The following is a 26,032-nucleotide window of genomic DNA, read 5'->3' as shown; positions in this document are numbered from 1 at the left end:
GGGTCGGCCGCAGCAGGGGAGGAGCCCAGTCATGTCCCAGGAGAACCCCGAGTACGTCTCGGTGCCGGTGCCGGCCCATCTCGTCCCGGCCGTGTACGCCTTCATCGCCGAGCGCAGCGGCGTCATCGCAGGCCAGAGTGCCGGTGCGGCTGCCGTGGACCCTGTCCTCAGGTTGCCGCAGGGCGAGCAGCAGCGCCGCCGCGACGAATGGACCGTCGAGGACCTCCGCACGCTGATCAGTGACCGCCGCGACTCCGTCCAGGTGGTCGTGGCCATCCTCGACATCCTCGCGGAGCGACCCGGCACCAGGGTGGGCTACGGCGACCTGGCCGAGGCGCTGAAGCTGGACCGTACCCGACTGCGGGGCGCGCTCTCCGGCTTCACCCGCGTCCTGAAGGCCCACTACGAGCGGGAGTTCTGGCCGATGTGGTGGACCGAGGTGCCCGCGGGCGAGGGTCGGGGCAGCGAGTTCGTGTACTACGTCAGCGACGTGGTCGCGAAGCGCTGGCGCGAGGCCCGCACCGAGGTGTGAGTGGCGGCGAACGGCGTCGAGCGGCTGTCAATGCCACTCGGCGCCCGCCGTTCGCCCGGCACCGTCCGCCCCCTACCGGTCCGCGCGTCGCTCACAGCTCCACCCGCCGCCAGTCCTCGCCGCCCGGTCCCACCGGGGCCGGGGCGAAGTCGTAGCGGACGCCCGCCGGTCCGAGGGCGAGCAGGGAGACCGAGGAGGAGCCCCAGATCCGGCCGTCCCCGAACTCGCGCCGCTGGACCAGGGCGGCGGACGCGTCCAGGGGCAGTCCGTCCCCGGCGGCGAGCGGCAGCCAGTCGCCCCAGGCCCGCTCGGTGTCCCGGCCGTCGGGCAGCGGCAGCGGGCGGGGCTCGGCCTCGAACCGGGCCCGGAAGTGGTGGGCGCGGGCGGCCATCAGGGCGCGGATCCGCTCGGAGGCGGTGCGGTTCTCGGCCAGACCCTCCGGTCCGTCGTTGAGGACCACGCTCAGCCCGTTCGGCAGGTCCAGTTCGACGAGCCGGCCGTCGGCCCCGCCGCCCCAGCTCAGCACCCGGGCCCCGTCGGGCCGGACGACGACCAGGTGGAACGGGTCGTAGCGGTCGAGGTCGAGGGTGTCGACCCGGCCGCCACGGACGGCGAGCAGCGGCAGTTCACCGCGCGAGAGCCGGGCGGCCTCCGGCGCCGAGGTGCCGAAGCCGTTCAGCAGGCAGGCCGCGACCGGTCCGGAGCCCTTGGAGCCGCCCGGACCCGCGCCGTCGCCCGGCTCCACCGCGAGCCAGGTACCGCCGGCGACCAGGTCCAGTCCGCCGACCGCCGAGGGCTGTGCCGGCCAGTGGTGGCCGGGCGGGGACCAGCGCCGTCCGGCGTACTCGTCCCGCACCGACAGCAGCAGTACCGGCACCGCCGCCGACGGCTCGATGCTCACGAACGCCGTACACACGTCCTGTCCCCCAGACCTCGCCCTCCCCGCGATCCTCGCACGCCTGTTCGCCAACGGGGAGGGGGTGGGTCGCTGGGGCATCCGGGTGGTCCGGTCGTCGGGGCCCCGGGGCATCCCCGACGCCCTCCATGCCCTCCATGCCCCCGCGCCGCCCGGAGCACCCGCCCGGTGTCCACCTCACCTTTCGCGCATTTTGCAAAGTGTGACTTTGCAAAATGCGCGAAAGGTACGGATCCACGGATCCCCTTGGTCCGCCCCGCTTCCGCCCCTCCTGGCATTTTGCAAAGTCACACTTTGCAAAATGCCAGGAGAGAATAAGCGAGGCAGGTGCAGAGTGCAGGGCGGGCCGCAGCGGTCGCCTGCCCGCCACTGGAGTGGCCCACGATTTCCGCGCCCGAACGTACCGGAGTGCCAGGCCACCGCGCCCCTAGGCTGAGCGTCATGACGACCACGAACAACACGCCCGTCACGCCCGCCGCCCCCGCCGACGCCCCGGTTCCCGCGCCCGCCCAGCGCATTTCGCTCCCCGATCTGGCCCCCGACTTCTACAAGGCGATGCTCGGCCTGGACCGCCGGGCCCGCCAGGGCGTCGACCCGGTCCTCGCCGAGCTGGTCAAGGTGCACGCCTCGATGATCAACGGCTGCGCCTTCTGCATCGACATGCACAGCACCGACGCCCTCGGCAACGGCGAGCAGAACCACCGCCTGCTCTCCCTCCCGGCCTGGCGCGAGACCCCGTGGTTCACCGCCAAGGAGCGCGCCGCCCTGGCGCTGACCGAGTCCTTCACCCTGCTCACCCAGGGCCATGTGCCGGACGCCGTCTACAACGAGGCGGCCGCGCACTTCGAGGAGGCCGAGCTGGCCCAGCTGATCGCGCTGATCATCACCATCAACGCCTGGAACCGGATCGGCGTCGGCACCCGGCTCAGCCCGGCCGCGAAGTAGCGGGGCGGCCACGATGACGACGGTCGAGCAGCGGGAGAAGGCCCGCGTCCTGCGTGAACTCCACCGCCCGGGCGAGCCGTTGGTGCTCGCCAACGTCTGGGACGCGACGAGCGCCCGGCTGGTCGCGGTGGCCGGGGCGAAAGCCCTCGCCACGGCCAGCGCGAGCGTCAGCTGGGCGCTCGGCAGCGCCGACGGCGAGGGCGCCGACCGCTCGCTGGTGCTGGCCCGGACGGAGCTGATCGTCCGCGCGGCCGGCCCGTTGCCGGTCACGGCGGACCTGGAGCGGGGCTTCGCCGCGACCGCGGCCGGTGTCGGCGGGACGGTCGGGGCACTGCTCGCCACCGGCGCGGTCGGCGTCAACCTGGAGGACGGGGGCCGGCCGGTCGCCGAGGCGGCCGAGCGGATCGCGGCGGCCCGGGCGGCGGCGGACGCGGCCGGGGTGCCGCTGTTCGTCAACGGCCGCACCGATGTGTTCCTGCACGCCGGGAACGCCGCCGACCGGGACGCGCTGCTGGAGGAGGCGGTGGCCCGGCTGCGGGCCTACGTCGAGGCGGGCGCGGACGGTGTGTTCGCCCCTGGGGTGTCCGATCCGGCGGTGATCGCGGCCCTGGTCGCGGCCGTCCCGGCGCCGCTCAACGTGCTCGTCGGCCCGGGCTCGCCGTCGGTGCCCGAGCTGGCGGCGCTGGGTGTGGCCCGGATCAGCCTGGGCCCCGGTCCGGCGAAGGCGGCGTACGCGGCGGTGCGCCGCGCCGCCGAGGAGGTGTACGGGGACGGAACGTACTCCGCGCTCGACGGCGGGCTCGACTACCGGGACCTGCAGGGGCTGTTCGTCACGGGGTGAGCGCGCCGAGCGTGCCGAGCGCGCCCACGGCGTGGTTGACGACGTTTCCGTCGGAGCAGGTGGTGGGCCCGGCGCCGTGGCTGCCGAGCGCCGGGACGGTCGCGAACTCCTGCAGACAGGCCGCGGCGGACGCGAAGTCCGGCCCGGTCGCCGTGCCGCCGCCCGTGTCCGAGGAGCCCTCCCCGCCCTCGGCGAACGCGGCGGTCGGCGCGGCGGCCAGCGCCAGCGCCGCCAGCAGCAGCGCGCCGGGCCGCCGCACGCCGCTCACAGGCCGTGCCCGATCTCGCCACTGAGGCCCGGGTGGGTCATCTGGTTGGTGCCGATGGCCTCGATCTCGGTCGCCGTGCCGCCGACCACCGGCAGGTCCTTCGCCTCGTGCAGGACGAGGTCGGCGGGGGAGAGGGTCATGCCGTTGGACAGGCCGCCGAGCGCGTCCGGGGAGGCCGCGGTCGAGGTGGCGGCGGACGCGGAGGGCACGGCGGCGGCGAGACCGGCCACGGTGAGGGCGGCCAGGGTGGCGAGTTTCTTCATGAACCCCCCAACGACCCGGCCGCCCCGAGGTCACCGCTGCCCGCGCTGGATCCGGCGGGTCGGACCGTGACCCGCAGCGTGCGCACGCTGTTGCTGACGAACGAGGCGATCGGCTCCGGATCCGGCCCGTCCGCGAGCGCGAGACCGGGGTAGCGCTCGAAGAGGAACCGCAGCGCCGTCTCCGCCTCCAGCCGGGCCAGCCCCGAGCCCAGGCAGAAGTGCGGGCCGTGTCCGAAGGAGAGGTGGCGGTTCGGCTGCCGGCCGAGGTCGAAGCGGTCGGCGTCGGGGTAGTGGTCCCCGTCCCGTCCGGCGGCCGCGTACGAGGCGAGCATCGCCTCGCCGCGCGGGATCACCACGTCACCGACCCGGATGTCCTCGGTGGCGTAGCGGAGCGGGAACTGCCCGACCGGCGAGTCGTACCGCAGCGTCTCCTCGACCACGGCGGACCACGGCACCGTGCCGTCCAGCACCGTCCGCAGCTGCTCGGGGTGGGCGAGCAGGGCGCGCACCGCGTTGGTGATCAGGTTGAGCGTGGTCTCGTGCCCGGCCACCAGCATCAGCAGCAGGGTGCCGACGAGTTCCGGCTCGCCCAGCCGGTCGTCCTCCGCGCGGGCGGCGATGAGGTCGGTGGTGAGGTCGTCACCCGGTTCGGCCCGCTTGGCGGCGACCACCGAGGCGAGCAGCGCGAACAGTGACTGCTGTGCGGCGAGGGCGGCCCCGGGGGTGGCGGAGCTGGAGACCAGGGTGTCGGACAGCTCGTGCAGCTCGTCCTGCTGCTTGGGCGGCAGGCCGAGCAGTTCGCCGATCACCTGCATCGGCAGCGGGTAGGCGAAGTGCTCGCGCAGGTCGAACGCGCCGTCCAGCTCGCCGATCCGGTCGAGCAGCGCGGTGGTCCTGGCCTCGACGGCGGGGTGCAGGGCGGCCACCCGGCGCGGGGTGAACGCCTGGGTGACGAGTCCGCGCAGCCGTCGGTGGTCGTCCCCGTCGACGGTGATCATGCCGGGGACGGTGACGAAGTTGATCAGCGGCCAGCCCTCGGGCAGTCGGCCCTCCCGGAACGCCGTCCACAGCCGGGGGTCCTTGCCGACGCGCGGGTCGGCGAGGAGTTCCTGGAGGGTGTCGTGGTGGGTTATCGCCCAGACCACCACCCCGCCAGGGAGCTCCACCAGGACCGCCGGGCCGGCTCCCCGGAGCCGGGCGTTCTCCCGGTGCTGGTCGCGTCCGAAGGGGTCGAGGACGACGGGTTCGAGGACGACGGGCCCACCCCTGTCGGCGCCACCCCTGTCGGCGCCACCCCTGTCGGCACCGCCCCCGTCGGTACCGCCCCCGCCGTTCCCCCCGTCGGCTCCGACGGCCCGTGCGGCGTCCGAGGGTTCTGAGGGTGCTGCGGTACCTGCGGCGGTGTCCATGCGGAGGGCCTCTCGGGAGCTGGCGGTCGGGGCGGGGTGAAGGCGCTGTAGAGCACCGGCAGGCTGATCAGGGCACGCGACCAGGGCGACGGGCGCCAGGCCAGTTCGTGCGGGGGAACGGCGAGTTGGAGGTCCGGCAGGCGGTGCAGCAGGGTCTCGACGGCGGTCTCGACGATGATCCGGGCCGGGTGCTGGGCCGGGCAGACGTGCTTGCCCGCGCCCCAGGCCAGGTGGGCCCGGTTGCCTCCGATCGACGCGTGCCCGAGGGCGCCGGGACCCTGGGCGGCCGGGTCGGCGTTGGCGGCGGCCAGGCCGAGCACGAGCATGTCGCCGCGGGCGATGAACTGGCCGCCCAGCACGGTGTCCGAAGTGGCCCACCGGCCGGGGAAGTTCTGCGTCGGCGGATCGCGCCAGAGCACCTCCTCCAGCGCGTCGGCGACGGTCAGCCGGCCGCCGGTGAGGGTGGCCCGGAAGCGCCGGTCGGTGAGCAGCAGCCGCAGGGTGTTGCCGGTCCAGCAGATGGTGGTCTCGTTGCCGGCGACCATCATCACCACCAGGTGGTGCACCGCCTCCTCGTCGGTCAGCCCGGCCGGGTGGGCCAGCAGCCAGGAGGTGAGGTCGGCGCCGGGCTCGGCCCGGCGCCGCTGCACCAGGTCGACCAGGAGGGCCTGGAACTCCTGGTTGGCGCGCACCGATTCGGCCCCGCTGTCGGCGATGTGGCTGATCAGCCGGATGAGGTGCGCGCCCGCCTCGTCGGGCAGGCCGAGCAGCTGGGTGAAGACCAGCAGCGGCAGCCGGCGCGCGTACTGGGCGACCAGGTCGGCGGTGCCGTCGGGGCCCCAGCTGTCGATCAGCGCGTCGGCGGCGGTCTCGGTGGTCCCGCGCAACTGCCGGTGGTCGACCCGGGCGAGGGTGTCGGCGACGGCGGCGCGCAGCCGCTGGTGCTCGGCGCCGTCCAGGTTGAGCAGGGTGGGGCGCCAGGAGGTCATCGGCTGGAGCCGCGAGTCGGCGGCCAGCCGGCCCTCGGCGGGTACCCGCCAGCGGCGCGAGTCCTTGGAGAACAGCGCCTCGTTGCGGGTGAGTTCGAGCAGCTCGGGGTAGCCGAGGACGAGCCAGGACTCGACCCCTGGCTCCAGTTCGATCGGCGCCACCGGCCCGTACTGGGCGCGCAGCCGGGCGTACAGGCCGTGCGGGTCGTCGGCGACGGCGGCGCCGTAGAGCGGGGTGAGCGGCACCCCGACCGGCAGCCCGCCGGGCAGGGTGCCGCCGTGGGCCGCGGCCGGGGGGACGCCGCCGGCGGCGTGCGCGGGGCACCCGGGCGGCGGGACCGCCGTCGTACCGGGTTCGGGAACGGTCATCGCTGCGGCTCCAGGACGGAGGTGCGGTACAGGTGGTCGACGAAGTCGATCAGCAGGTCGTACGCGGCCCGCCGGTCCCGGGCGTCGCAGTACAGGATCGGCGCCCCGGGCAGCAGGTCCAGCGCCGACCGCAACTCCTCCTCCGGGTAACTCGGCGTGTCCGGGAAGGTGTTGACGGCGACCGCGAACGGGATCTGCTGCTCCTCCAGTCGCCCGAGCACGTCGAAGCTCTCGTCCGGACGCCGCAGGTCGACCATGGCGATCGCGCCGAGCGCGCCGCGCGACAGGTCGTCCCAGAGCGGCCAGAACCGCTGCTGGCCGGGTGTGCCGAACAGGTACAGCGCGAGCCGGGGGTTCAGCGTGATCCGGCCGAAGTCCAGCGCCACCGTGGTGGTGGTCTTGTCGCCGCGCCCGGTGAGGTCGTCCACACCGGTGCTCGCGGCCGTCATGGTCTCCTCGGTGCGCAGCGGGGCGATCTCGCTCAGCGAGCCGACCAGGGTGGTCTTGCCGACCCCGAACGGGCCGGTGACGAGGATCTTCACCGCGCCCTGGACGGACGGCGGCAGGTACTGCGGTGCGGCGGGAGGTCCGGCGACGGGGTCAGCGGAGTTGGCGGAGGCCAACGAGCACCTCTTCCAGAAGAGTGGTGGGCAGGCGTTCGGCCTGCGGAACGGGCGGGAGCACCTGGACGGCACCGAGGTCCCAGAGGTCACCGAGCAGGACCTTGACGACACCGAGCGGCAGCCCCAGGTGGGCCGCCACCTCGGCGACCGACAGCAGGCTGTGGCAGAGGTCGAGGATCCGCCGGTGCTCACGGTTGAGCGGAGTGTGCTCGGGGGGTTCGGGCCGGTCCGGTAACGCGACGACCAGGCTCTCGAACGCCAGCTCGGTCCGGGTGGGTCGGCTGCGGCCGCCGGTGATGACGTAGGGGCGGACCGGACCGCCGCTCACCGCTGGCCCCCCGCCGCGAGGTCGGCGCGCGGCGGGCTCGTGAGATGGGTGCCGATCCGCTCGACCAGGACCTGCATCTGGTAGGCCACCAGGCCGGCGTCCACGTCGTCGGCGGTGACCACCGCCAGATGGGCCCCGGCCCCGGCGGCGACGATGAAGAGGTAGCCGCCGCCGTACTCGATGACGATCTGCCGGGTCGCGCTGCCGGGGCCGCCGAAGCCCTGGGCGACCCCGCGGGCCAGGGACTGGAGGCCGGAGCAGGCCGCGGCGAGCCGCTCCGCGTCCTCGCGCACGATGCCCTCGCTGCGCCCGATCTCCAGGCCGTCGTTGGACACCACGACGGCGTGCCGGACCCGCGGGACGTTGACGATGTCGGCGAGCAGCCAGCCGAGGTCAGGGGTGGTGGTCATGGAAGTCTCCGGGGCGCTGGGGAAGCTGGGGGGAAGGGGGAAGGGAAGGGTCGTACGGGTCCGGCGAGCCGGACCGGGCGGCCGAGCGGCCGCCGGCGGTGCCGGCCTGGAACATCGACATGAACGCCTGGGCCTGCTGCGCCGAGCGGTACGGCGGGGCCGGCGGCGGGGTGGGGGCGGCGTTGGCGGCGTGCCGGGTGGCGGCGCGGCCGCGGCGGTGGCTCCGGCGGGGCAGCGGCGGCGGGGTGCCGCCGGCCGGTGGCGCCCCGGTGGGGGAGTGGCCGGTGGGGCCGGGGTGCTCGGTGACCGGCGGGTAGCCGGCGGCCGGCGGGTACACGGGCGGGTAGCCGGTGGCCGTCGCGGGGTCGTACGGCGCCGGGTCGTCCAGGTCGTACGGAGCCCGCTCCTGCGGCGGGTACGGGGAGTAGGGCTGGTACGGGGAGTACGGCTCGTGGACCTCGTGCGGCCGGTGCGGTTCGTGCGGTTCGTGCGTCTCGAACGGTGAGTGCGGCCGGTGCGGCTGGTACGGATCGTGTGGCTCGAACGGCGAGTGCGGTGAGTGCGGGCGGTCCGCCGGGTCGTTCGGGAACGCGGTCGGGTGGGGCAGGTCGGGCCGGGCCGGGGGGACGGCCCGCCCCCGGGGGCCGGACCGCCCGGGCGCGGCCGATCCCCCGAACACCGCGTCGCCCCGGCCCAGGCCCGGCACGGTCGGCGGCAGCGGCTCGGTGAGCAGCGCGTTCGGCAGCAGCACCACGACCCGAACCCCGCCGTACGGCGAGGGCGTGGAGCCGATGGTGACCCGGAACCCGTACTGCTCGGCGAGCCGGCCGACCGCCGCCAGGCCCAGCTGGGGCACCTCGCCGAGGCGGGAGACCTCCAGCGTGGACCCGCCGGCCAGGGCGTCGGCGGCCTTCTCGACGGCGAGTTCGGGCATCCCGACCCCGCCGTCGTCGATCTCGATCACGGCCCCGTTGTGCACCGGCATCAGGGTGACGAACACCTGGGTGCTGGGCGGGGAGTAGCGGGTGGCGTTGTCCAGCAGTTCGGCCACGGCGTGGATCAGCGCCTCGGCGGCCGCGCCGACCACGGCGGTCTCGATCCGGCTGCGGATCATCACCCGCTGGAACGGCAGGATGCGCGACTGGGCGCCGCGCACGACGTCCTCCAGCGAGACCGGCTCGGGCCAGTGCCGGCCGGCCCGGGCTCCGCAGAGCACGGCCAGGGTCTGGGCGAGGCGGGCTTGTTGGGCGGCCGCGTGGTCGGCCTTGAGCAGGCCCTCCAGCAGGGTCGGGTCGTCGTGGGTGCGCTCCATCTCGTCCAGCAGGGCCTGCTGGTCGTGCGCCATCACGAGGATCCGGCGGGCCACGCTGAGGAAGGCCCGCTGGGTGGAGGCGTTGAGCTCCTGGTCCTGCTGGACGGCGGCCAGTTCGCTGCCGCGGCGGGCGAGTTCGGCCGCGAGCCGCTCCTTGAGGCGGGTGATCTCGTCCTGCTGCCCGGCGACTCGGCGGCGCTGGGTGGTGGAGACGGCGCGGTAGCGGGCGGCGGCCACCAGGGCCAGAGCGGCGAGCACACCTGTTGCCGTTGCGCACCACTGAGTCATCGTCACGCGGCGAATTCTAGGGCGATGATCCTATGAAGGTGCGACCGGATCTCGCCAGGTGACCGGATCTCATCGATATCACGTCAATACCGCGTCGGTCCGCACTGGTTCGGAGGCGATCGGACTGTCCGTGGGCACTCGACCGGTGCCCCGTCAGCCCCGCTGGTGCACAGCCGACAAGCGGTGCAACAGGAGCAACGCGACGTCGTCCGGACGCGAACGCCGCTCGGTCACGTTCAGGGTGAGCAGATCGGCCAGCTTTTCCAGGTCCGGCCCCGGTTCGGCCCGGTCCGGGCCGGTGTTCCGCGCCCACAGCTCCAGTCCGCCGAGCATCCGGTGCACCGAATCGTCGTAGTCCTCCTCGCGGTCCTCCACCAGGCCGTCGGTGTAGGCGAGCAGCGTTTCGCCGGGCGGCAGGTACTCGACCGCCAGCGGGTACGGTCGCTCGGGGGCGACGCCCAGCGGTGGGCCGCCGGGCAGCTGCAGCTCCACCGCCCGGGCGTCCGCGGTGACCCGGACCGGTGCCGGGTGCCCGGCCCGGGCCGCCCGCAGGGTGCCGTCGGCCGGGTCGAGGGTCAGGTACAGGCAGGTGGCGAACAGCTCGGTGTCCAGCTCGGTCAGCAGCCGGCTGGTCCGGGCGAGCGTGGCGGCCGGGTCGTGCCCGTCGGTCGCGTACGCCCGCAGTCCGCTGCGCAACTGCCCCATCACCGCCGTCGCCTCGGCGTTGTGGCCCTGGACGTCCCCGATCACCAGGCCGACCCGGCCGTCCGGCAGCCGCAGCAGGTCGTACCAGTCGCCGCCGATCTGCATGCCCTCGGTGCTCGGCAGGTAGCGGGCGGCGCTGGCGATCCCGGGCAGCCGGGGCAGGGTGCGCGGCAGCATCGCGCGCTGGAGCTCGGTCGCCCGGTGGTGGTGGGTGTCGTAGAGCCGGGCCCGTTCCAGGGACTGGGCCAGGATGCCCGCGAACGAGGAGTAGAGGGTGCGGTCCTCGCGCCCGAACGCCCGCTCGGTGGCGAAGGTGATCAGACAGGAACCGACCTGCCGGCCGGAGGCGATCAGCGGCAGCACCGCCCACGCGGCCGGGGCGAGCGGGCCGCCGGTCCCGGCTCCCTCCCCGGCGCCGGTCCCGGCTCCCTCCCCGGCGCCGGGGCCGCCCTCCGCCGCGGTGGTGCCGCCGCCCTCCGCCGCGGTGGTGGGCCCGACCGGACGCCCCGGTCCGCGCCCGCGCCGGGCCGGTTCGCTGAACAGCGGGGCCGACCGGGCCAGGGCGCGCTGCATCACGCCCTCGGAGAGGTCGGCCAGCCGGGTCAGCTCGGTGCGCCGCTCGCCGCCGTAGACGGTGTGCGAGACGGGGAGCAGCCGGCCCTCGTCGACCAGGTCCAGCACGATGCCGGCCGCCCCGAGGGCCGGCCGGGCGATGTCGTTGACGGCCGTGGTGACGTCCCGGACGGTGACCGCCCGGGACAGCGCCCGGGTGAGCGCCAGCAGCAGCGCGGACCGGGCCCCGGCGGGGGAGGAGCCCTCGGCGGGACCGGCCCGACCCCCGCCCGGGGACGGTTCGCCGGCCGGACCGGGGGACCGCCCGGCCGGTGGGCCGTCCCCGGGCGGGCGTTCGCCGGGGGCGCGGCCGTGGTCGAGGTCGGCGATCAGTCCGGCGATCCGGACCGGTCGGCGGTGCACGTCCAGCATCACCTCGCCGGTCTCCTCGATCCGGATCACCCCGCCGCCCCGGCGCGGCACCCGGTAGCGGATCCGGTACGGGCCGCCGGTGTCGAGGGCCTCGGCCATGGCGGCCTGGACGTCCGGGAGGTCCTCGGGGTGGACCACGAGGTCCAGGGTGGGCGCGGGGGAGGTGCCGCCGCTGTCCGGGGCCGGTCGGCCGACCAGCCGCAGCGCCTGGGCGTCCCAGTGGGTCTCGCCGGTGACCAGGTCGCGTTCGAAGGCCCCGTGCCCGGAGGCCCGGACGGCGAGCGAGAGCATCGAGTGGGCCGTCGCGGTGGCCGGATCGCCGGCGCCGGCGCACGGGCCGGGGCGCACCCCGTTCGCCGCACCCCGGTCGGAACGGCCCTCGGACCCGGGGGGTCCGCCGGGCTCCGGGCCTTCCCGGTGTCCCCCGGTGCCGGCCCTGGCGTGCTCCAGCAGGTAGCCGAGCCGGTGCGCGCAGGCGTCCGCGAGGGTCTCCAGCACGTCCAGGTCCCGCCGGGGGACGGTTCCCCGGTGGGCGAGCGCGAGCGCCAGGACGCCCAGCGGCCGCGTGTCGACGAGCATCGGCAGGGTGGCCACGGCGACCATCCCGGTGCCCAGCCCGGCGTTCCGGTTCGGATAGTCGGTGCTGGTGCGCTCGGGGCTCAGCAGATAGGGGCGGCGCAGTCGCAGGGCCATCGCGGCGGGCAGGTCCCCGGCCGGGTCGACCACGCTGTAGCGCTCGTGGGCCCAGTCGGGCAGGCCGTGGGAGGCCGTGAGCCGGAGCATCCCGGTGGAGTCCAGCAGGTAGAGCGCCGAGCCCTCACCGGTGATCCAGCCCGGGCCCTCGGCGAGGACGGTGCCGAGCAGATCGGCGGCGCCGGTGCAGCCGAGCAATAAGCGGACGCAGCGCATGGCACTGCGCGCGGTGGGGCTGCTGCGCGGGTCCATGGGATGGCCGGCCTCTCGGGTGCCTTATGGGGCAGTTAATTCTTAATACCTTATTTCTTAATCGGGTGAGGGGAGAGTCGAACGGTGCGCCGCGGGGCGGCCGGGACGCCCGATGTGCGTGGGCCCCCGTCGGGTCCGGTACCCTTCTCCGTACGACATGCCGCCCTCGCGGTGGCGGGTCGCAACGGCGCGGGGCTATAGCTCAGACGGTTAGAGCGCTTCCCTGATAAGGAAGAGGCCACAGGTTCAAGTCCTGTTAGCCCCACACCAGTCCGAAGGGCCCGGAGCATCCCGCTCCGGGCCCTTCGGCGTTCCCGCCCCGACCGCCCCGACCGCCCCACCGCCGCCTCCGCGCGGGGCCGGGCTCAGTGGGGCCAGGCGCGCAGCCCGGCGGTCAGGACGGTGATGATCCGCTCCTGGGTCTCCCCGAGGTCCTCGGCGAGCTGGAAGGCACCGGCGGTCGACAGCGCGGCGAAGCCGTGGGCCACCGAGCGGAAGGTACGGGCCGCGTGGATCGCCTCGGAGCCCTCCAGCCCGTACCCGCGGAGCACCGCGACGATCACCCCGACCAGCCGGGCGGCCGCGGCCGTCAGGTCCTCGTCCGGCCGCGGGGCCTGCGGCAGCGCGGCGTACCGGTACGGGCGCTCGGTGGCGTAGCCGTGGTACGCCCGCAGCACGGCGGCGACCGCCTCGTCCCCGCTCCGGCCGAGGGCCGCCCCGGCGAGCCGGTCGGCCAGTTCCTCGGTGACCCGGACGGCGATCAGCCGGCGCAGCTCGGCCAGTCCGCCGCTGACGTGCTTGTAGAGCGAGGGGGTGGCGACCTTGGCGCGGGCGGCTACGGCGGCCAGGGTGAGGGCCTCGGGACCCTGCTCGTCGATGAGGGCGAGGGCGTGGTCGACGACCTGCTCGGGGGTGAGTCCGACTCGGGGCACCGTGGGTCTCCTGGTGGTGGTGGCGGCGGGCTGCGGGCGGCGTACGGGCGCGGGGCGAGGAGGGGCCGGGCGTCAGGCCAGCTCGGCGAGGAAGCCGAGCAGGGCCTCGGCGGTCGCCTCCGGGTGGTCGGCCATCGGGTAGTGCCCGGCGCCCTCGACCATCACCTTGCGTGCCCCGAGCGCGGCGGCCTGCCGGTCGGCGACCAGTTCCGGGTCGCCGAAGTCGGGGTCCTCGGAGCCCATCACCACCAGCGCCGGGCAGCGCACGGCCGAGGTCCAGCCGGTGGGCGAGGAGTCGCCCCGCACGTAGCCGCGGGTGGCGGCCCGCCGGCCCGGGGTGCGCAGTGCGGAGACCAGCCCGGCCACGTACTCCTCGTGGTCGGCGGGCTTGGGGCCGGGGAAGGCGGCCTTGCGCAGGTAGAGCCCCCAGAACGCGGGCGAGCGCACCAGCAGCGCGCCCATCGCGCGGAGCATCGCCCGCTGGAGGGCGGTCGGCGGCAGGTTCTCGACGAAGGCGTCCAGCAGGACGATCCCGGCGACCCGTCCGGGGGCGTCCCCGGCGACCCGGACCACGCTGGCGCCGCTGTAGGAGTTGCCCGCCAGCACGGCCCGGTCGATGCCCAGGTGGTCCAGCAGGGCGAGGAGGTCGCCGGCGATCGCGGCCGGGGAGTAGTCGTCCCACTGGATCGAGGACTCGCCGAAGCCGCGCAGGTCCATGGTGATCACCCGGCGGCCGGCGGCGGTGAGCAGCGGGCGCAGATGCCGGTACGCGGCCCGGCTGTCGAGCATCCCGGGGAGCAGGACGACGGGGGCGCCGGTGCCGTGACCGGTGTCGTCGAAGGCGATCCGGCCGCCGGGGAGGTCGAGGTAGCGGGTGGCGGGGGCGATGGTGCCGTTCATGAGGGCCTCCTCGGTCCGGATCGTCGGCGAGTGCCGATAGCCATAAAGCTAAGGCTAATAGCCTTAGCCGTCAAGCCCGCTCCGGACGCTCGCCAGGCCCTCTCGGAGGTCGCCCCGGGGTCGTCCCGGGGCCGACGCGGGGCCGTCCCGGGGTCCGGCCGCGCCAGGACCGGTCAGATCCCCTCCACCTTGAACGGGTCGTGCTCGCTCAGCAGCTTGTCCAGCCGGGCCTGGTCGACCCTGGTGACGAGTTCGGTGGTGTCCTGCCGGTCCCGGACCACCTTCGCCAGGGTGAACGCGGAGGTGATCGTCCAGAGCAGGCCGACGGCGAGGAAGGCCCTGGTCCACGGTTCGACCGGGAGGTAGGCGATCCCGGCGCCGAGGGCGGCGGCGGAGAGGGCGAAGGAGAGGACGGCCTGGACGTAGTAGGCGGCCGTGGTCCGTGACTGCATCGGTGCGCTCATGGCGCCCAGAATGGCCGCGCGCCCGCGGCCGCACATGAGTAGGCGTACTCAGATGCGACCCCGTTCGTTGACGTCCTCTCACGTTCGGTAGTGTCAGTTGTCATCAAACGTCATAAAACGCCCATAGGGCCACCCGATGTCCGATCCGTGTCCGGTCCTCACCAACGGATGGCTTGGAATCGGGGGACTCTCGGATTAACGTTTGATAACGCAGCGCGGTTCGTAACGCCGTAACCAGACGGCACCGTGCGCCGTCGCCTAATCCCGCCGGCCGGCCTCCGGGCAGGCCATGGGAGCCGGGGAACCATGTTCCTTGGGGTGAATCGGCCGGGTCGGGGCATTGCCCAGGCTCAGCCGTAGGAGACCTTCCTGCTCCGAACCCGTCAGCTAACCCGGTAGGCGCGAAGGAAGGAAAGGAGCGCGCCTCCGTGGCGTCGACGCACACCCAGGCACACCCGTCCGGGTCCTCCACCGGCACCCAGCTGCTCGACCATCCGGGCCCGTTCGCCGGCCACGGCGGCCCCTTCGGCGGTCCCGCCGACGAGATCGCCCCGCCGGCCGCCGAAACCAGCCGGCACCGGATGCCCCGTCAGACCCGCGGCACCGCGCCGCTGCTCGGCGTGACCGCCGTCGCCGCCACCCTGGGCGCGACCGGCTTCGCCTCCGCCACCCCGGCCGCCGCGCCCGCCGTGGAGACCCCCGACGAGACCCCGGTCGCGCTCTCCGCCGACCCCGGCCTCGCGCTCGCCGCCCGGATCCAGCAGCAGGCCGACAGCCAGCGCACCGCCGCCGAGGAGACCGCCCGGGTCCAGGCCGCCCAGGAGGCCGAGACCAAGCGCGCCGCCCAGGTCGCCCAGCAGGAGCAGGCCAGGCGCGCCGCCGAGGAGGCCGAGAAGGCCAAGCTCGCGGCCATCAAGCTGCCCGTGCGCGACTACCGGCTCTCCGCCCACTACGGCCAGAGCGCGCGCTACTGGGCCCACCTGCACACCGGCCTCGACTTCGCCGCCGACCAGGGCGAACCCGTCTACGCGGTCGGCCAGGGCACCATCACCTCGGCCGGCTGGGCCGGTGCCTACGGCTACCGGATCGTCGAGACCCTGCCCGACGGCACCGAGATCTGGTACTGCCACCTCTCCTCGATCATCAAGGGCTCCGGCAAGGTCCTCCCCGGCCAGCAGATCGGCAAGGTCGGCGCGACCGGCAACGTCACCGGCGCCCACCTGCACGTCGAGGTCCGCCCCGGCGGCGGCGCCCCGGTCGACCCGGAGACCTGGTTCGAGCAGCGCGGCGTCACCCCCTGACCCCGCCTCCCCCAGCAGGACGAGGGCCCCGGCCGCACCGGCCGGGGCCCCTCGCCGTGTTCCGCGCCTACTCCGCCGGCTCCTCCGCCTCGGCGTCCGCCCTCGTCGGCCCGTCCCCGTCGTCCGCCTCCGTCGGCCCGTACCCGTCCCCGTCCTCCGGCTCCTCGGCCGCGGCCTGCTCGTCCGCCCAGGCCGCGTCCAGCCCGGCCAGGTAGGCGTCGATCTCCGCCGGCCCCGGCTCCGGCGCCAGCTCCGGGAACTCCGCCACCAGCAGCTCCGGCAGCCCCGGCACGGTCCAGGTGCCGGCCAGCTCCAGCGCCACCAGCGCCGCCGCCTCCTCGAACGCCCCGAAGTCCCCGGCCAGCTCCTCCGGCATCGGTCGGCCCAGCGCCGTCAGCTCGGCCAGGTTCCGGTAGCTGCGCCGCATCAGTCCCTGCTCCAGCAGCCGCCGCGCGCCGTCCGTGGCCATCCCGACCGCCAGCGTCCGGCCGCCGCCCTCCCAGCCCCCGTCGTCCACCGGGTCCAGCACGCCGTCCGCCTCCAGCGCCGTGAACGCCGCCAGCCGCTCCTCCTCCGGCAGCTCCCGGAACCCCTCCAGCCAGGCCCGCACCGCCTCCCCGTCGGCGGTCTCCACCCCGTCCGCCCGCAGCAGCAGGGTGTACAGCCGGGGCCAGGTCACCAGGTCGGCCCGGCGCAGCAGTCCGGCCGCCACCTCGCCCTGCCACTCGGCCTCCGCGTGCAGCCGCTCCTGCCGCTTGGCGTTCAGCCGCTTCGCCGCCCGCCGGTGGTCGATCAGCAGCCGCACCGCCGCGCCGTACGCCAGCGGGTCCTGCCCCGGCTCGGGCTGGACGTACAGGTACAGGCGCTCGTACAGCAGGTGTTCCACCGCGGCGGAGGTGAGCTCGGGCCAGCCGTCGTGCATCCTGCCCTCGCCGAGCTCCAGCAGCGCCAGCACCGCTCGCAGCGGGCTCTCGGCGACGGGCTCGCGGCCCTCCGCCTCCGCCCAAACGAGCAGCTCGGCGGCCTTGGTGCGCGGGGCGAGCCGCAGGTCTTCGTCTTCCATAACCACGAACCGTAACCGCTGGTCGCGGGTAGGGTCGGGAGCCATGGTCCCCGTTCGTCTCACCGGTCCCAGGCTGGCCCTGCGCGAGTTCCACCACACCCCCGAGGACGTGGCCGCGCTGCACGCCGTGTTCGGCGACCCGGAGGCCACCCGCTACCTGCCGTTCGCCCCGCGCGACCTGGAGACCTGCGCCGACCAGGTCGCCCAGTTCGTGGAGGAGGCCGAGAAGGAGCGCCGGGAGGTCTACCGGCTCGCCGTCACCCGCCACGCCGACGCCGACGACCCGGCCCGGGCCGTCCCGATCGGCAACGCCGCGCTCGGCCTGCTCCCGCACGGCGCCGCCACGATCGGCTACGCGCTGCGGCGCGACGTCTGGGGCTCCGGCTACGCGGGCGAGCTGCTCGCCCTGCTGCGCGACTTCGCCTTCGGCCCGCTCGGCGTGCACCGGCTGGAGGCCCGGGTGGACGTCGACAACGCCGCCTCGATCCGGGTGCTGGTCCGGGCGGGCTTCCGGCTGGAGGGGCGGGTCCGGCACGACTACCGGGGTCCGGACGGCTGGCGCGACGCCCGGCAGTACGCCCTGCTGGCGGACGACCCGCGGTGCGGGGACGGCGGGGAGGGAACGGCGGGCAGGGGGGATAACCCCACCTCCGGTTCGGCGGGGAGCCGGATGTCCGGCGGGGGCGTGTTTTGACAGGCTTCAGAGGTCGGCGGGAGACCGCCCGACCAGCCCGCACCGCGACCGACCCGAGGGACCGTGACCCGGCCATGAGCACCCACACCATGCAGCACAGCGAGTACCAGTCGAACGACGGCCGCACCGGGTACGCCGAGAACGGCGCCGACGACCGCCGGAGCGGCGCCGTCCACCGCACCGAGGAGCCGCCGTACGCCTGGCGGGCCCCGTTCAGCTCCTACTTCTACCGGGAGGTCGGCTACACGCTGACCGGTCTGCCGTTGGCGATCGTCGGCTTCACCGTCGCCGTCACGCTGTTCTGCCTGGGCCTCGGCACCTTCGTGACGGTGCTCGGCCTGCCGGTCCTGGCCGGTCTGACCGTCGCCGCCCGGGGCCTCGGCCGACTGGAGCGGGCCCGGGTCCGCGGCCTGCTGGCCCTGGACGTCCCCGGCCCGGAGCCGGTCCGGCCCCGCCCCGGCTTCTGGGGCGCCGTCACCGCCCGGCTGACGGACGCGGCGGGCTGGAAGGCCGTGCTGTACCAGGTGGTGATGTTCCCGTGGGCGATCCTCAGCATGACGCTGTCGCTGGTCTTCCTCAGCGTCGGCTGGACGCTCGCGCTCTACCCCGCCTACCACTGGGTGTTCGCGCGCTGGACGGACTGGCCCGGCTACCGGCTCTACGACTTCACCACCGAGTCCGGCCACTACGTCTACTACATCGAGTCGCCGCTGCAGATCGCGGGCGTCTCCCTGGTCGGCCTGCTGTTCCTCTTCGTCACCCCGCAGCTGGTGCGCGGCCTGACCAACGTCAACCGCCTCGCCGTCCGGGGCCTGCTCGGCCGCTGACCCGGCTCCGGCCGGTCCGCTCCGGCCGGCCCGCTCCCACCGCCTGTTCCCGTCCCCGTCCCGTCCCCGTCCCGTCCCCGTCCCGTCCCCGGCCGGCCGATCCCCGGCCGGCCGTCTGCGGATGCGGCTCCCGACGGGCCGTGTTCGGATGGCCGCGATGGCCGACCGAACCTCCCCCGCCCCGGCCGCCGCCCTGGTGACCTCCCGTCCGCTGGACGAGTACTGCGGCCTCTTCGGCCTCACCCGGGCCACCCTCGCCGACCTCCGGGGCCCGCTGCTCGACTGCCCCGGCGGCGCCGCCGCCCTGGCCGCCGAGGCCCGTCCGCTCGGCTGCCGGGTGATCGCCACCGACCCGGTGTACGCACGGCCCGCGGAGGAGATCGCCGCCCACGCGCTGGCCGCCAGGGCCGCCATGGCCGCCGCGATGGACGCCCGCCCCGACCTCTACCCGCCCCGCCGCCACCGTCCGCCCGAGCGCTACCTGCGCAGCTGGGACCGGGCCCGCCGGCTCTTCGCGGCCGACCGTGCGGCCCACCCCGGGCAGTACGTGGCCGCCGCGCTGCCCCGGCTCCCGTTCCCGGACGGCACCTTCGCCCTCACCCTCAGCGGCTACCTGGTCTTCGCCTATCCCGACCTCTTCGGGCCCGAGTGGCAGCTGGCCGCGCTGACCGAACTGGTCCGGGTCACCGCGCCCGGGGGTGAGGTCCGGGTCCATCCGCTGTTCGACGGCACGGGCCGCCGGGCCGGCCACCTCGACACCGTCCGGCACCTGCTCGGCGAGCGCCGGATCGCCAGCGAGATCCGGATTCTCCCGCCGGCCACCGAGGGCGGCCGCCCCCGCCGGGTGCTGGTGCTCCGCCGGGTCGGCGGGAGCGGCGGGAGCGGCGGTCCGGTCGTGGTCGACCGGGGCCCGCGGCACCGCGCCCGGAGCTCGTGACCGGAATCCGGGGCACTCCCGGACCCGGCCCCGGCGAGGCGGGCGTCCGGCGGTCTCCCGGCCGTCGGCGGGGTCCTTCGTCCGGCGGTCGGGGGCCGAGCGGTCCGGTCCGGCACGGCCCGGCTCAGGCCCGGGGTTCCCCGGTGTCCGCCGCCGCTGCGTCCGTCCCCTGCCCGGCGCCCGCCCCGCTCGTGCCCGCGGTCGGCCCGCCCTGCTGCTGGGGCAGGAACACCGCCGGCTCCAGCCGGGAGAGGATCTTCTCCGCCAGCCAGCTGCGGTCCGAGCCGTAGGGGATCCCGTCCGGTGCCATCAGCCGGCCCGCCACCGCCTCCCGCAGCCGCCGGGTCTCCTCGGCCGGCAGCCGGGACAGCAGCCCGCGGGCCGCCAGCAGCGCGTGGTACTGCTCGAAGCCCGAGCGCGGGTGCTCGATCGCCTCCAGCACGCTCGGCAGGTCGCCCAGCGCCGGATCGCCCTGCATCAGCGCCAGCGCCTGGACCCGCCGCCCTTCCGAGCCGTCCGCGAACAGGTCCCGGACCTGCGCGGCCGTCAGCGCCGAGCGCCGGGCCGTCGACCGGACCTCGGCCACCAGCCCCTCCGGTCCGCCCGCCGGGTCCGTCGGCAGCATCGACCCGGGCAGATCGTCGGGCTTCCCGGTACTGGTGCCCACCAGGCCCAGGTGCTGCATCGCCCGCATCCGCAGGTCGTCCGCGCCGACCCGGTCGCCCTTGCGGTCCCGGTCCTGCCCGGCCAGGAAGAGGTCCAGCGCCCGGTCCGCGTCCGAGAGCACCCGGGGCAGCGTCAGCCGGGTGAGCAGCCAGCCGGCCAGGAAGCCGAGCAGGACGAAGTAGAGGACGAGCGCGGCGGCGAGCGGCGAGGCGTCCGCACCCCCGCCCAGGACCGGGGCGAGGGTGGAGCCGAGCTGGTCGAGCCGCTCGCCGATCGAGCCGAGCTGGGTCAGGCCGACGCCCAGCAGGACCTTGGTGAGCCAGTCCGAGACCTGTTCGAGGTTGGTGTTCGGCACGTAGGAACCGTGCGGTTCGGCGGCGCCCGCCGCGCCGGCGCGCACCCGGGGCACCCCGAACAGGAACCCCAGCGCACCGCCGACCAGGGTCGCCGCGCAGGCCACCACGAGTCCGCCGCCCAGGGCCTGCCACGGGTGCGGCCGCCCCAGCGAGAACAGCACCAGCCCCAGCAGGCCCGCGCCCGGAAGCGCTCCCGCCGCGGCCCGTCGAGCCGTCCGCCCCGCCGCCGTAGCGGCGGTCCGCCGTGTCGCCATCGCCCACACCCCCAGTGCCCGCGTCCCGCCCCTGCGGAGCGCGCGCCGACTCTAGCGGGGATGCCCCCGGGGCGGTCGCGGAAACCCGCCCCGGAACGCGGGCGGAAACCCGTCCGGGAACGCAGACGGCCCGCGGGCTGCTCCTCGGTGCCGGGCCCACGAGGGGCCGGGCGCCGAGGCACCGTGGATGTACCGGTGAGCCCGCGGGCCGGGTGACTGCTGGGAATTTCGCCTGCCGGGGACCATGGGCCCCACCCTGCACAGGCAAGGGCGGCTCTAGCGAGCAGCCACCTCACACATCCTGATGGAACTCAACTCAGGATCACCTCCTTTCAGTGTGCCGCCACTGTAGGCAGCCTCCCCGAAGGAGGGCAACGGATTTATCGCCGTCTGCTCCGCCGCCTGCTCCGCCACCGGAGCAGGTGCCGGTCGGCCGCCGGATCAGGCGGTCCGGACCTTGTCCTTGAACAGCGAGTAGTCGATCACCTGGTCGGCCGGCGGGGCCTGGACGGTCAGCGCCTTGTCGATGTCGGTGAAGTCCATCTGGCCGCCGCCCTTGCCGGTCTTCTCGATCCGGAGCGGGTACGGCTTGCCCTCGGTGGCGACGTGCAGGGTGACCTCGCCGCCGGCGCTGTTGTTCGACTTGACGCTGAAGGTCTTCGCGCCGTTGACGGTGCCGGCCGAGCCCTTGGTGATGTTGGTGGCCTTGCTCTCGTCACCGCTGCCGAAGGTCTTGGTGAGCTCCTTGAGGTTGCAGGCGGTGGTGATCTCCTTCATGTCCGGGTCGTCCTGCGCGCCGCCGATCCAGCGGCCCTTGAGGAGTTCGACGGCCTGGGGGTTCTTCCCCTCGGTGACGCTGTTCAGGAAGGCCGTGTCGGGCTTCAGGTAGACCTGCTTGCCGTCGCCGAGGAGCTCGAACTTGCCCGCCCCCGGCAGGCTCAGGGTGCCCTTGCACTGGCCCTTGGTGTCCACCGCCAGGTCGACGGAGATCCGGTCGGCGTCCTGCTCCACGGTGCCCACGACCTTGACCGAGGTGGCGCCGGCCAGGGCTTCCTTGGCCTGCTTCTGGATCTCCTCGGCGGTGAGCTTCTCGGTGTCCAGCCCCGGTGCGGCGGCCTTACCGGCTGCGGCCTTGTCGGCGGCGGGCTTGTCGTTGTCGCCGCAGGCGGTCGCCCCGGCCACGAGCAGCAGGCCGATCGCGGTGGTGCTGGCAAGGCGCTTCGACAGCATGATTGTGTGTCCTAACCCGGCGCGACGGTCCGCGTCCGAACGAGTCGTCTTTGCAACCAGTATGATCGTCCGTCCGGTCGGGTCGATTTTGGCCCCCGGTGCTGTTACCGCTCCGTGGCAGGACCGTGGCGCGGAGCGGACGCCCGCCGTCCGCTCGGGCCGCCCGCGCTCCGGAGCCGGCCGGGCCACGGAATCGCACGGGCCACGGGAACGACGAAGGCCCGGAGGACGGATCCTCCGGGCCTTCGTTGCTACTGAGTAGCGGGGACAGGATTTGAACCTGCGACCTCTGGGTTATGAGCCCAGCGAGCTACCGAGCTGCTCCACCCCGCGTCGGTGAACACAACAATACGGGGAGATCGCCCGGATGGGAAATCCGTTCCTCACGGGCCCCCGGCGGGGCCCCCGAGCCACCCGGCGAGCCGGGCGGTGGTCCGCCGCCCGAGCCGGGCGGCGAGCCGCAGGCCGCTTCGGGCCCGCGGCGTCGGCGGCCCGGCCCGCCCGGGGTGGCGGGCGGCCCGGGACCGGGCCCAGGCGGAGAAGCAGACCAGCGCCGCGAAGCAGGGCACCATCAGCACCGCGTACACCAGCAGGAAGCCGTGGGTGCCGAGATCGGCGGCGGCGTTCCAGGTCCCGTGCAGGGCCATCGACAGCACCAGCCCGGTCGGCGCCGCCAGCCGGGCCAGCCGTCGGCGCCCGGTGGTGAGGGTGATCGCCAGGCCGAGCCCGGTCAACGCGGTGAACAGCGGATGGGCGAACGGCGAGAGCAGGCCGCGCAGTACGAAGGTCTGCACGGTGCTGTCGAAGTCCCGCAGGCTGGGCGGCTCGCCGAGGCCGATGCTGTCCAGCCGCTGCTGCTGGTCGTCGGTGAACGCCCGCCCCAGGTAGAGCGCGTTCTCGGTGAAGGCGAAGCCGCAGGCGGTGATCCCGCCGAGGACGACCCCGGCGGCCAGGGTGCGCGGCCGGGACCGGGCCCGCCGGTGGCCGGTCGGCGCCCGCCGTCCGCCGGGATCCGGGGCGGGCGGGGGCGGTGGGTGCGGCAGCGGGCGCGGGTAGGGGCGCAGCCGCAGCCGGCCGCGCGCGTGCGGCCCGGTGAGCCGGCGCTCGTACCCGCGCGGTTGCCGGGGGCCGGGCAGCCGGCGCAGCACGTCGGCGCAGGGGCGCCCACCGGGCCCGGCCCCGCAGCGCAGCCGCCGGCCGAGCGGCAGCAGCAGCACGAGCAGGGCGGCGCCCTTGGCGCTCTCCTCGATCACCGGGGTGACCAGGTCGGCGCCCAGTGCCTCGCCGAGGCTGCCCTGGTGGGCACTCAGATAGGTGCTGGTCCAGCCGTTGGCGAGGATGGCCACGGTGGTGGCGGCGCAGGCGCCCCAGCCGAGGCAGAACACGGTGTGCCGCAGCGGCACCCGGGCGGTCTGGTTGAGCCAGGCGAGCCCGCCGAGCACGAAGGGCAGCGGGACCATCGCCAGCCCGAGGCCCACCAGCAGCCCGGCGGTCCCGGTCTGGCGGCGGACCAGGTGGAGGATCAGCACCCCGCAGCCGGCCAGGGTCAGGACGACCGTGGCGGTCACGGCGGAGAAGGCCGCCGGGCGCAGCGGGCGGCGGCCGCCGCCGGGGTCCGGTCCGGCCGCCGCCGGGGCGTCCGGACGCGGGCCGGGGTCCTGGGTGGCGGCGCGGCCCGGCCGGGGCACGAGCCGCTGGGCCCGGCGCCCCCGCGGCCCCGGGACGGTCCGGGTGTCGGCGGTGGGCGTGGGCGTTTCTCGGTCGTCGGCGGCCCGCACGGTGATGTGGTACCCACCGTCGGACGGGGTGCTCACCCGGCACAGGGTAGGCCAAGCCGCCGGGCGGCCGGGCGGAGTCGGGCGGAACCGTCCGCGCCGGATGCGCCCGCCGGCGCCGCCGGGGCCCGGGCGGGCGCGCCGGGTCGAACGCCCGGCGCGGTGTCAGCGGCGGCGGAACAGCAGGTCGTGCACCACGTGGCCCTTGGCGAGGCCGGCCCGTTCGAACTTGGTGACCGGGCGCCAGTCCGGTCGCGGCGCGTAACCGGGGACGGAGCCGTCCGGGTGGTCCGCCGGTTCGGTCCAGCCGGTGCCGTCACCCTCGGGGTGGAGGTTCTCCAGCTCCGGGGAGGCGGAGAGCACGGCGAGCATCTGCTCGGCGTAGGGCTCCCAGTCGGTGGCGCAGTGCACCAGCGCGCCGGGCGCCAGCCGGGGGAGGACCAGCTCCAGGAAGGACGGCTGGAGCAGTCGCCGCTTGTGGTGCTTCGGCTTGGGCCACGGGTCGGCGAAGTAGAGCCGCAGACCGGCCAGCGAGGCGTCCTGGAGCATGTCGCGGAGCAGGATCACGGCGTCACCGGCGGCGGGCCGGACGTTGGTGCTGCCGTCGCGCTCCAGCAGCCCGAGCAGGTTGCCGTGCCCGGGGGTGTGGACGTCGGCGGCCAGGATGCCCATGGCGGGGTCGGCGGCGGCCATCGCGGCGGTGGTCTCGCCCATGCCGAAGCCGATCTCCAGGGTGACCGGGAGGCCGTCGAAGAGCGCGGGCAGGTCGAGCGGGGTGCCGTCGATCGCGATGCCGTACGCCTCCCAGCTCCGGTCCAGCGCGCCCGCCTGGGCGTTGGTCATCCGGCCCCGGCGCGGCTGGAAGCTGCGGATGCGCCGCTCGCTGTGCTGGGCCTCGGTGGCCTTGTGCGGGTACATCGGCGCCGGGTACGCGGCGGGGGCCGCGGAGAGCCGGGCGGAGGGCGAGGGCTGGGGGATCGGGGCGGTGGCAGTCACAATCACCCGATTCTAAGGGGCCGCCGGGCGGGGGCCGGGGGTGCTGTGACGGGACCCACGTCCGTCGCCGGGACGGCCGGGGCGACCCGTGCCGCCCGCCTCACCGCCCGTCCTGTCGCCCGCCTCAGGGCGTGGGTCACGGTCCGCCTCACCGCCCGCCCGCGTCCAGGGCGGCGAGCGCCCGGCGGGCCACCTCGCGGCCGATCGGCAGCGAGGCCGTGGCCGCCGGGGAGGGGGCGTTCAGCACGTGCACCAGGCGGCGGGTGGAGCGCGGGTCGTCGGGGTCGAAGCCGGCGAAGGCGAAGTCGTCCAGCAGTGAGCCGTCCCGGGCCACCGCCTGGGCGCGGACCCCGGCGCCGGCCCGGACCAGGTCGGCCGGGACGACGGCCGGCAGCAGCCGCTGCACGGCCGAGGTGAACGCCCGCTTGGACAGCGAGCGGTGCAGCTCGCCCACCTCGTAGCGCCAGTGCCGGCGGGCGATCCGCCAGGTGCCGGGGAAGGCCGCGGTGCCGGCCAGGTCGCGGGCGCGGACGGTGCGCCAGTCGTAGCCCTCGCGGGCCAGCGCGGGCACCGCGTTCGGGCCGACGTGCACGTCGCCGTGCACGCCCCGGGTCAGGTGGACGCCCAGGAACGGGAACGCCGGGTCGGGCACGGGGTAGACCAGTCCGCGGACCAACTCCCTTCGTTCCTTGACCAGTTCGTAGTACTCGCCGCGGAAGGGAACGATCCGCAGGCCGGGGTCGTCGCCCGCCAGCCGGGCGATCCGGTCGCTGTGCAGGCCCGCGCAGTTCACCAGGACCTGGCAGCGGAGCTCCCCGGCCGAGGTCTGCACGGTGACGCCGTCGGCCCGGCGGGCGACCGCGCGCAGCTCGGTGCCGGTGCGGATCTCCGCCCCGGCCTCGCGGGCGAGGCGCGCGTAGGTGGCGGCGACGGCGGGGAAGTCGCAGATGCCGGTGCTCCCGATGTGCAGGCCGGCGACACCGGTGACCTGGGGTTCGTACGCGGCGATGCCCCGGCGGTCCAGTTCGGTGACCGGGATGCCGTTGGCCCGGCCGCGTTCGGCCAGTGCGCGCAGCCGGTCGAGTTCGGCCGGTCCGGTGGCGACGATCAGTTTGCCGGTGACCTCGTGCGGGATGCCGTGGGCGCGGCAGAACTCCACCATCTCGGCGGCGCCGGCCACCGCGTACCGGGCCTTGAGCGAGCCGGGCCGGTAGTAGACGCCGCTGTGGATCACCCCGCTGTTGCGGCCGGTCTGGTGGGCGGCCAGGCCGGGTTCCTTCTCCAGCACGGTGAGCCGGAGTCCGGGGCGGGCCCCGACCAGGGCGTGGGCCGTGGCCAGCCCGACGATCCCGCCCCCCACCACCAGCACGTCGACGTCGTACCGCACGGCCCGCTCCTCGCCTCGTCCGACCGCCCCCGTCCGTCCGCGATGCTGCCACGACGGCGGGGGCCGGTCGAGGGGGCCCGGGGGCGTTTCGCCCGGGCCCCGCCGGGCCCGCGCGCCGTCCGG

The 26,032-nt window shown here is 75.2% G+C and carries 26 protein-coding genes, 2 tRNA genes and 1 riboswitch; of the genes, 8 read left to right on the top strand and 20 right to left on the bottom strand.

Annotated elements, in window-relative coordinates; translation table 11 throughout:
• Positions 1–31: 31 nt before the first annotated feature.
• Positions 32–532, top strand: coding sequence for a hypothetical protein (locus ACIQ9P_RS27600; protein ID WP_402361615.1), 501 nt, complete (start codon positions 32–34; stop codon positions 530–532).
• 91 nt (positions 533–623) lie between these two features.
• On the opposite strand, the gene ACIQ9P_RS27595 is transcribed toward ACIQ9P_RS27600, so the two are convergent.
• Positions 624–1,433 carry an NRDE family protein gene (locus ACIQ9P_RS27595; RefSeq protein ID WP_402361612.1) on the bottom strand — a complete coding sequence of 270 codons (810 nt, stop codon included), beginning with the start codon at positions 1,431–1,433 and terminating at the stop codon, positions 624–626.
• Between the two features lie 456 nt (positions 1,434–1,889).
• Between ACIQ9P_RS27595 and ACIQ9P_RS27590 the strand changes: the two genes are divergently transcribed.
• Both ACIQ9P_RS27590 and ACIQ9P_RS27585 read left to right on the top strand, forming a co-directional pair.
• Entirely contained in the window at positions 1,890–2,393 is a 504-nt protein-coding gene (locus tag ACIQ9P_RS27590; protein WP_402361609.1) for a carboxymuconolactone decarboxylase family protein, read from the top strand.
• A 13-nt stretch (positions 2,394–2,406) separates the two neighbouring features.
• Entirely contained in the window at positions 2,407–3,234 is an 828-nt protein-coding gene (locus ACIQ9P_RS27585) for an isocitrate lyase/phosphoenolpyruvate mutase family protein (protein ID WP_402361606.1), read from the top strand.
• Here ACIQ9P_RS27585 and ACIQ9P_RS27580 read toward each other — a convergent pair.
• From ACIQ9P_RS27580 to ACIQ9P_RS27540, 9 genes are all read right to left on the bottom strand, one after another.
• Positions 3,224–3,502: a hypothetical protein gene (locus tag ACIQ9P_RS27580; protein ID WP_402361603.1), complete on the bottom strand. Its 279-nt coding sequence runs from the start codon at positions 3,500–3,502 to the stop codon at positions 3,224–3,226. The genes ACIQ9P_RS27585 and ACIQ9P_RS27580 overlap by 11 nt on opposite strands.
• On the bottom strand, positions 3,499–3,765 hold the full coding sequence (locus ACIQ9P_RS27575) for a hypothetical protein (protein WP_402361600.1): 267 nt from the start codon (positions 3,763–3,765) through the stop codon (positions 3,499–3,501). Before ACIQ9P_RS27575 ends, ACIQ9P_RS27580 begins: the two co-directional genes overlap by 4 nt.
• A complete protein-coding gene (locus tag ACIQ9P_RS27570) occupies positions 3,762–4,931 on the bottom strand; it encodes a cytochrome P450 (protein ID WP_402361597.1) in 1,170 nt (389 codons plus the stop codon). Before ACIQ9P_RS27570 ends, ACIQ9P_RS27575 begins: the two co-directional genes overlap by 4 nt.
• Complete coding sequence (locus ACIQ9P_RS27565) at positions 4,895–6,532, bottom strand: cytochrome P450 (protein ID WP_402361594.1); 1,638 nt, start codon at positions 6,530–6,532, stop codon at positions 4,895–4,897. Before ACIQ9P_RS27565 ends, ACIQ9P_RS27570 begins: the two co-directional genes overlap by 37 nt.
• The gene (locus ACIQ9P_RS27560) at positions 6,529–7,155 is read right to left on the bottom strand and encodes a GTP-binding protein (protein WP_402361591.1); all 627 of its coding nucleotides are present in this window, start codon (positions 7,153–7,155) and stop codon (positions 6,529–6,531) included. Before ACIQ9P_RS27560 ends, ACIQ9P_RS27565 begins: the two co-directional genes overlap by 4 nt.
• Entirely contained in the window at positions 7,133–7,483 is a 351-nt protein-coding gene (locus ACIQ9P_RS27555; RefSeq protein WP_402361588.1) for a DUF742 domain-containing protein, read from the bottom strand. The genes ACIQ9P_RS27560 and ACIQ9P_RS27555 overlap by 23 nt, the downstream gene beginning before the upstream one ends.
• Positions 7,480–7,893, bottom strand: a complete 414-nt coding sequence (locus tag ACIQ9P_RS27550) for a roadblock/LC7 domain-containing protein (protein ID WP_402361585.1) — start codon at positions 7,891–7,893, stop codon at positions 7,480–7,482. The genes ACIQ9P_RS27555 and ACIQ9P_RS27550 overlap by 4 nt, the downstream gene beginning before the upstream one ends.
• Positions 7,877–9,493, bottom strand: coding sequence for an ATP-binding protein (locus ACIQ9P_RS27545; protein WP_402362052.1), 1,617 nt, complete (start codon positions 9,491–9,493; stop codon positions 7,877–7,879). Before ACIQ9P_RS27545 ends, ACIQ9P_RS27550 begins: the two co-directional genes overlap by 17 nt.
• Before the next feature lie 153 nt (positions 9,494–9,646).
• A complete protein-coding gene (locus ACIQ9P_RS27540) occupies positions 9,647–12,127 on the bottom strand; it encodes a SpoIIE family protein phosphatase (RefSeq protein WP_402361582.1) in 2,481 nt (826 codons plus the stop codon).
• A 191-nt stretch (positions 12,128–12,318) separates the two neighbouring features.
• On the opposite strand from ACIQ9P_RS27540, the gene ACIQ9P_RS27535 reads away from it, so the two are divergent.
• Positions 12,319–12,392: transfer RNA gene (locus ACIQ9P_RS27535), tRNA-Ile, on the top strand.
• A 100-nt stretch (positions 12,393–12,492) separates the two neighbouring features.
• Here the strand turns inward: ACIQ9P_RS27535 and ACIQ9P_RS27530 are convergent.
• From ACIQ9P_RS27530 to ACIQ9P_RS27520, 3 genes are all read right to left on the bottom strand, one after another.
• Positions 12,493–13,059: a TetR/AcrR family transcriptional regulator gene (locus tag ACIQ9P_RS27530; RefSeq protein ID WP_402361579.1), complete on the bottom strand. Its 567-nt coding sequence runs from the start codon at positions 13,057–13,059 to the stop codon at positions 12,493–12,495.
• 72 nt (positions 13,060–13,131) lie between these two features.
• A complete protein-coding gene (locus ACIQ9P_RS27525) occupies positions 13,132–13,959 on the bottom strand; it encodes an alpha/beta fold hydrolase (RefSeq protein WP_402361576.1) in 828 nt (275 codons plus the stop codon).
• A gap of 173 nt (positions 13,960–14,132) precedes the next feature.
• Positions 14,133–14,423, bottom strand: coding sequence for a YiaA/YiaB family inner membrane protein (locus tag ACIQ9P_RS27520; RefSeq protein ID WP_402361574.1), 291 nt, complete (start codon positions 14,421–14,423; stop codon positions 14,133–14,135).
• Between the two features lie 245 nt (positions 14,424–14,668).
• Positions 14,669–14,839, top strand: a riboswitch (cyclic di-AMP (ydaO/yuaA leader).
• Between the two features lie 12 nt (positions 14,840–14,851).
• On the opposite strand from ACIQ9P_RS27520, the gene ACIQ9P_RS27515 reads away from it, so the two are divergent.
• Complete coding sequence (locus ACIQ9P_RS27515; protein WP_402361571.1) at positions 14,852–15,724, top strand: M23 family metallopeptidase; 873 nt, start codon at positions 14,852–14,854, stop codon at positions 15,722–15,724.
• Between the two features lie 67 nt (positions 15,725–15,791).
• Here the strand turns inward: ACIQ9P_RS27515 and ACIQ9P_RS27510 are convergent, their stop codons facing one another.
• The gene (locus ACIQ9P_RS27510; protein WP_402361568.1) at positions 15,792–16,787 is read right to left on the bottom strand and encodes a hypothetical protein; all 996 of its coding nucleotides are present in this window, start codon (positions 16,785–16,787) and stop codon (positions 15,792–15,794) included.
• A gap of 43 nt (positions 16,788–16,830) precedes the next feature.
• On the opposite strand from ACIQ9P_RS27510, the gene ACIQ9P_RS27505 reads away from it, so the two are divergent.
• The 3 genes from ACIQ9P_RS27505 (at position 16,831) to ACIQ9P_RS27495 (ending at position 19,245) form a co-directional block, all read left to right on the top strand.
• Entirely contained in the window at positions 16,831–17,481 is a 651-nt protein-coding gene (locus ACIQ9P_RS27505) for a GNAT family N-acetyltransferase (protein WP_402361565.1), read from the top strand.
• A 74-nt stretch (positions 17,482–17,555) separates the two neighbouring features.
• Entirely contained in the window at positions 17,556–18,308 is a 753-nt protein-coding gene (locus ACIQ9P_RS27500) for a sensor domain-containing protein (RefSeq protein ID WP_402361562.1), read from the top strand.
• Between the two features lie 157 nt (positions 18,309–18,465).
• Positions 18,466–19,245, top strand: coding sequence for a hypothetical protein (locus ACIQ9P_RS27495; protein WP_402361559.1), 780 nt, complete (start codon positions 18,466–18,468; stop codon positions 19,243–19,245).
• 124 nt (positions 19,246–19,369) lie between these two features.
• Here ACIQ9P_RS27495 and ACIQ9P_RS27490 read toward each other — a convergent pair whose 3' ends face one another.
• The 6 genes from ACIQ9P_RS27490 to lhgO all read right to left on the bottom strand — a co-directional run bounded on the left by ACIQ9P_RS27490 (position 19,370) and on the right by lhgO (position 25,909).
• On the bottom strand, positions 19,370–20,521 hold the full coding sequence (locus ACIQ9P_RS27490) for a hypothetical protein (RefSeq protein WP_402361557.1): 1,152 nt from the start codon (positions 20,519–20,521) through the stop codon (positions 19,370–19,372).
• Between the two features lie 441 nt (positions 20,522–20,962).
• Complete coding sequence (locus ACIQ9P_RS27485; RefSeq protein ID WP_402361554.1) at positions 20,963–21,751, bottom strand: hypothetical protein; 789 nt, start codon at positions 21,749–21,751, stop codon at positions 20,963–20,965.
• Positions 21,752–22,010: 259 nt separating this feature from the next.
• Positions 22,011–22,084: transfer RNA gene (locus ACIQ9P_RS27480), tRNA-Met, on the bottom strand.
• A 50-nt stretch (positions 22,085–22,134) separates the two neighbouring features.
• Complete coding sequence (locus tag ACIQ9P_RS27475) at positions 22,135–23,565, bottom strand: PrsW family intramembrane metalloprotease (protein ID WP_402361551.1); 1,431 nt, start codon at positions 23,563–23,565, stop codon at positions 22,135–22,137.
• Between the two features lie 126 nt (positions 23,566–23,691).
• Positions 23,692–24,522: a tRNA (guanosine(46)-N7)-methyltransferase TrmB gene (gene trmB / locus ACIQ9P_RS27470; protein ID WP_402361548.1), complete on the bottom strand. Its 831-nt coding sequence runs from the start codon at positions 24,520–24,522 to the stop codon at positions 23,692–23,694.
• Between the two features lie 148 nt (positions 24,523–24,670).
• A complete protein-coding gene (gene lhgO / locus ACIQ9P_RS27465; RefSeq protein ID WP_402361546.1) occupies positions 24,671–25,909 on the bottom strand; it encodes an L-2-hydroxyglutarate oxidase in 1,239 nt (412 codons plus the stop codon).
• Between the last annotated feature and the right edge of the window lie 123 nt (positions 25,910–26,032).

It is taken from the genome of Kitasatospora sp. NPDC094019, from assembly GCF_044764505.1.
Classification (GTDB): domain Bacteria; phylum Actinomycetota; class Actinomycetes; order Streptomycetales; family Streptomycetaceae; genus Kitasatospora.
The sequence above is the reverse complement of the archived record's forward strand: the minus strand, read 5'-3'. Positions and strand labels throughout refer to the sequence as shown.

Excerpts from the sequence above, each read along its gene's own strand:
- ACIQ9P_RS27495 (WP_402361559.1), top strand. The coding sequence starts at position 18,466 with ATGGCCGACCGAACCTCCCCCGCCCCGGCCGCCGCCCTGGTGACCTCC.
- ACIQ9P_RS27500 (WP_402361562.1), top strand. The coding sequence starts at position 17,556 with ATGAGCACCCACACCATGCAGCACAGCGAGTACCAGTCGAACGACGGC.
- ACIQ9P_RS27585 (WP_402361606.1), top strand. The coding sequence starts at position 2,407 with ATGACGACGGTCGAGCAGCGGGAGAAGGCCCGCGTCCTGCGTGAACTC.
- ACIQ9P_RS27520 (WP_402361574.1), bottom strand. The coding sequence starts at position 14,423 with ATGAGCGCACCGATGCAGTCACGGACCACGGCCGCCTACTACGTCCAG.
- ACIQ9P_RS27485 (WP_402361554.1), bottom strand. The coding sequence starts at position 21,751 with ATGCTGTCGAAGCGCCTTGCCAGCACCACCGCGATCGGCCTGCTGCTC.
- ACIQ9P_RS27600 (WP_402361615.1), top strand. The coding sequence starts at position 32 with ATGTCCCAGGAGAACCCCGAGTACGTCTCGGTGCCGGTGCCGGCCCAT.
- ACIQ9P_RS27550 (WP_402361585.1), bottom strand. The coding sequence starts at position 7,893 with ATGACCACCACCCCTGACCTCGGCTGGCTGCTCGCCGACATCGTCAAC.
- ACIQ9P_RS27590 (WP_402361609.1), top strand. The coding sequence starts at position 1,890 with ATGACGACCACGAACAACACGCCCGTCACGCCCGCCGCCCCCGCCGAC.
- ACIQ9P_RS27525 (WP_402361576.1), bottom strand. The coding sequence starts at position 13,959 with ATGAACGGCACCATCGCCCCCGCCACCCGCTACCTCGACCTCCCCGGC.
- ACIQ9P_RS27575 (WP_402361600.1), bottom strand. The coding sequence starts at position 3,765 with ATGAAGAAACTCGCCACCCTGGCCGCCCTCACCGTGGCCGGTCTCGCC.
- ACIQ9P_RS27545 (WP_402362052.1), bottom strand. The coding sequence starts at position 9,493 with ATGACTCAGTGGTGCGCAACGGCAACAGGTGTGCTCGCCGCTCTGGCC.
- ACIQ9P_RS27490 (WP_402361557.1), bottom strand. The coding sequence starts at position 20,521 with ATGGCGACACGGCGGACCGCCGCTACGGCGGCGGGGCGGACGGCTCGA.
- ACIQ9P_RS27540 (WP_402361582.1), bottom strand. The coding sequence starts at position 12,127 with ATGGACCCGCGCAGCAGCCCCACCGCGCGCAGTGCCATGCGCTGCGTC.
- ACIQ9P_RS27510 (WP_402361568.1), bottom strand. The coding sequence starts at position 16,787 with ATGGAAGACGAAGACCTGCGGCTCGCCCCGCGCACCAAGGCCGCCGAG.
- ACIQ9P_RS27505 (WP_402361565.1), top strand. The coding sequence starts at position 16,831 with ATGGTCCCCGTTCGTCTCACCGGTCCCAGGCTGGCCCTGCGCGAGTTC.
- ACIQ9P_RS27565 (WP_402361594.1), bottom strand. The coding sequence starts at position 6,532 with ATGACCGTTCCCGAACCCGGTACGACGGCGGTCCCGCCGCCCGGGTGC.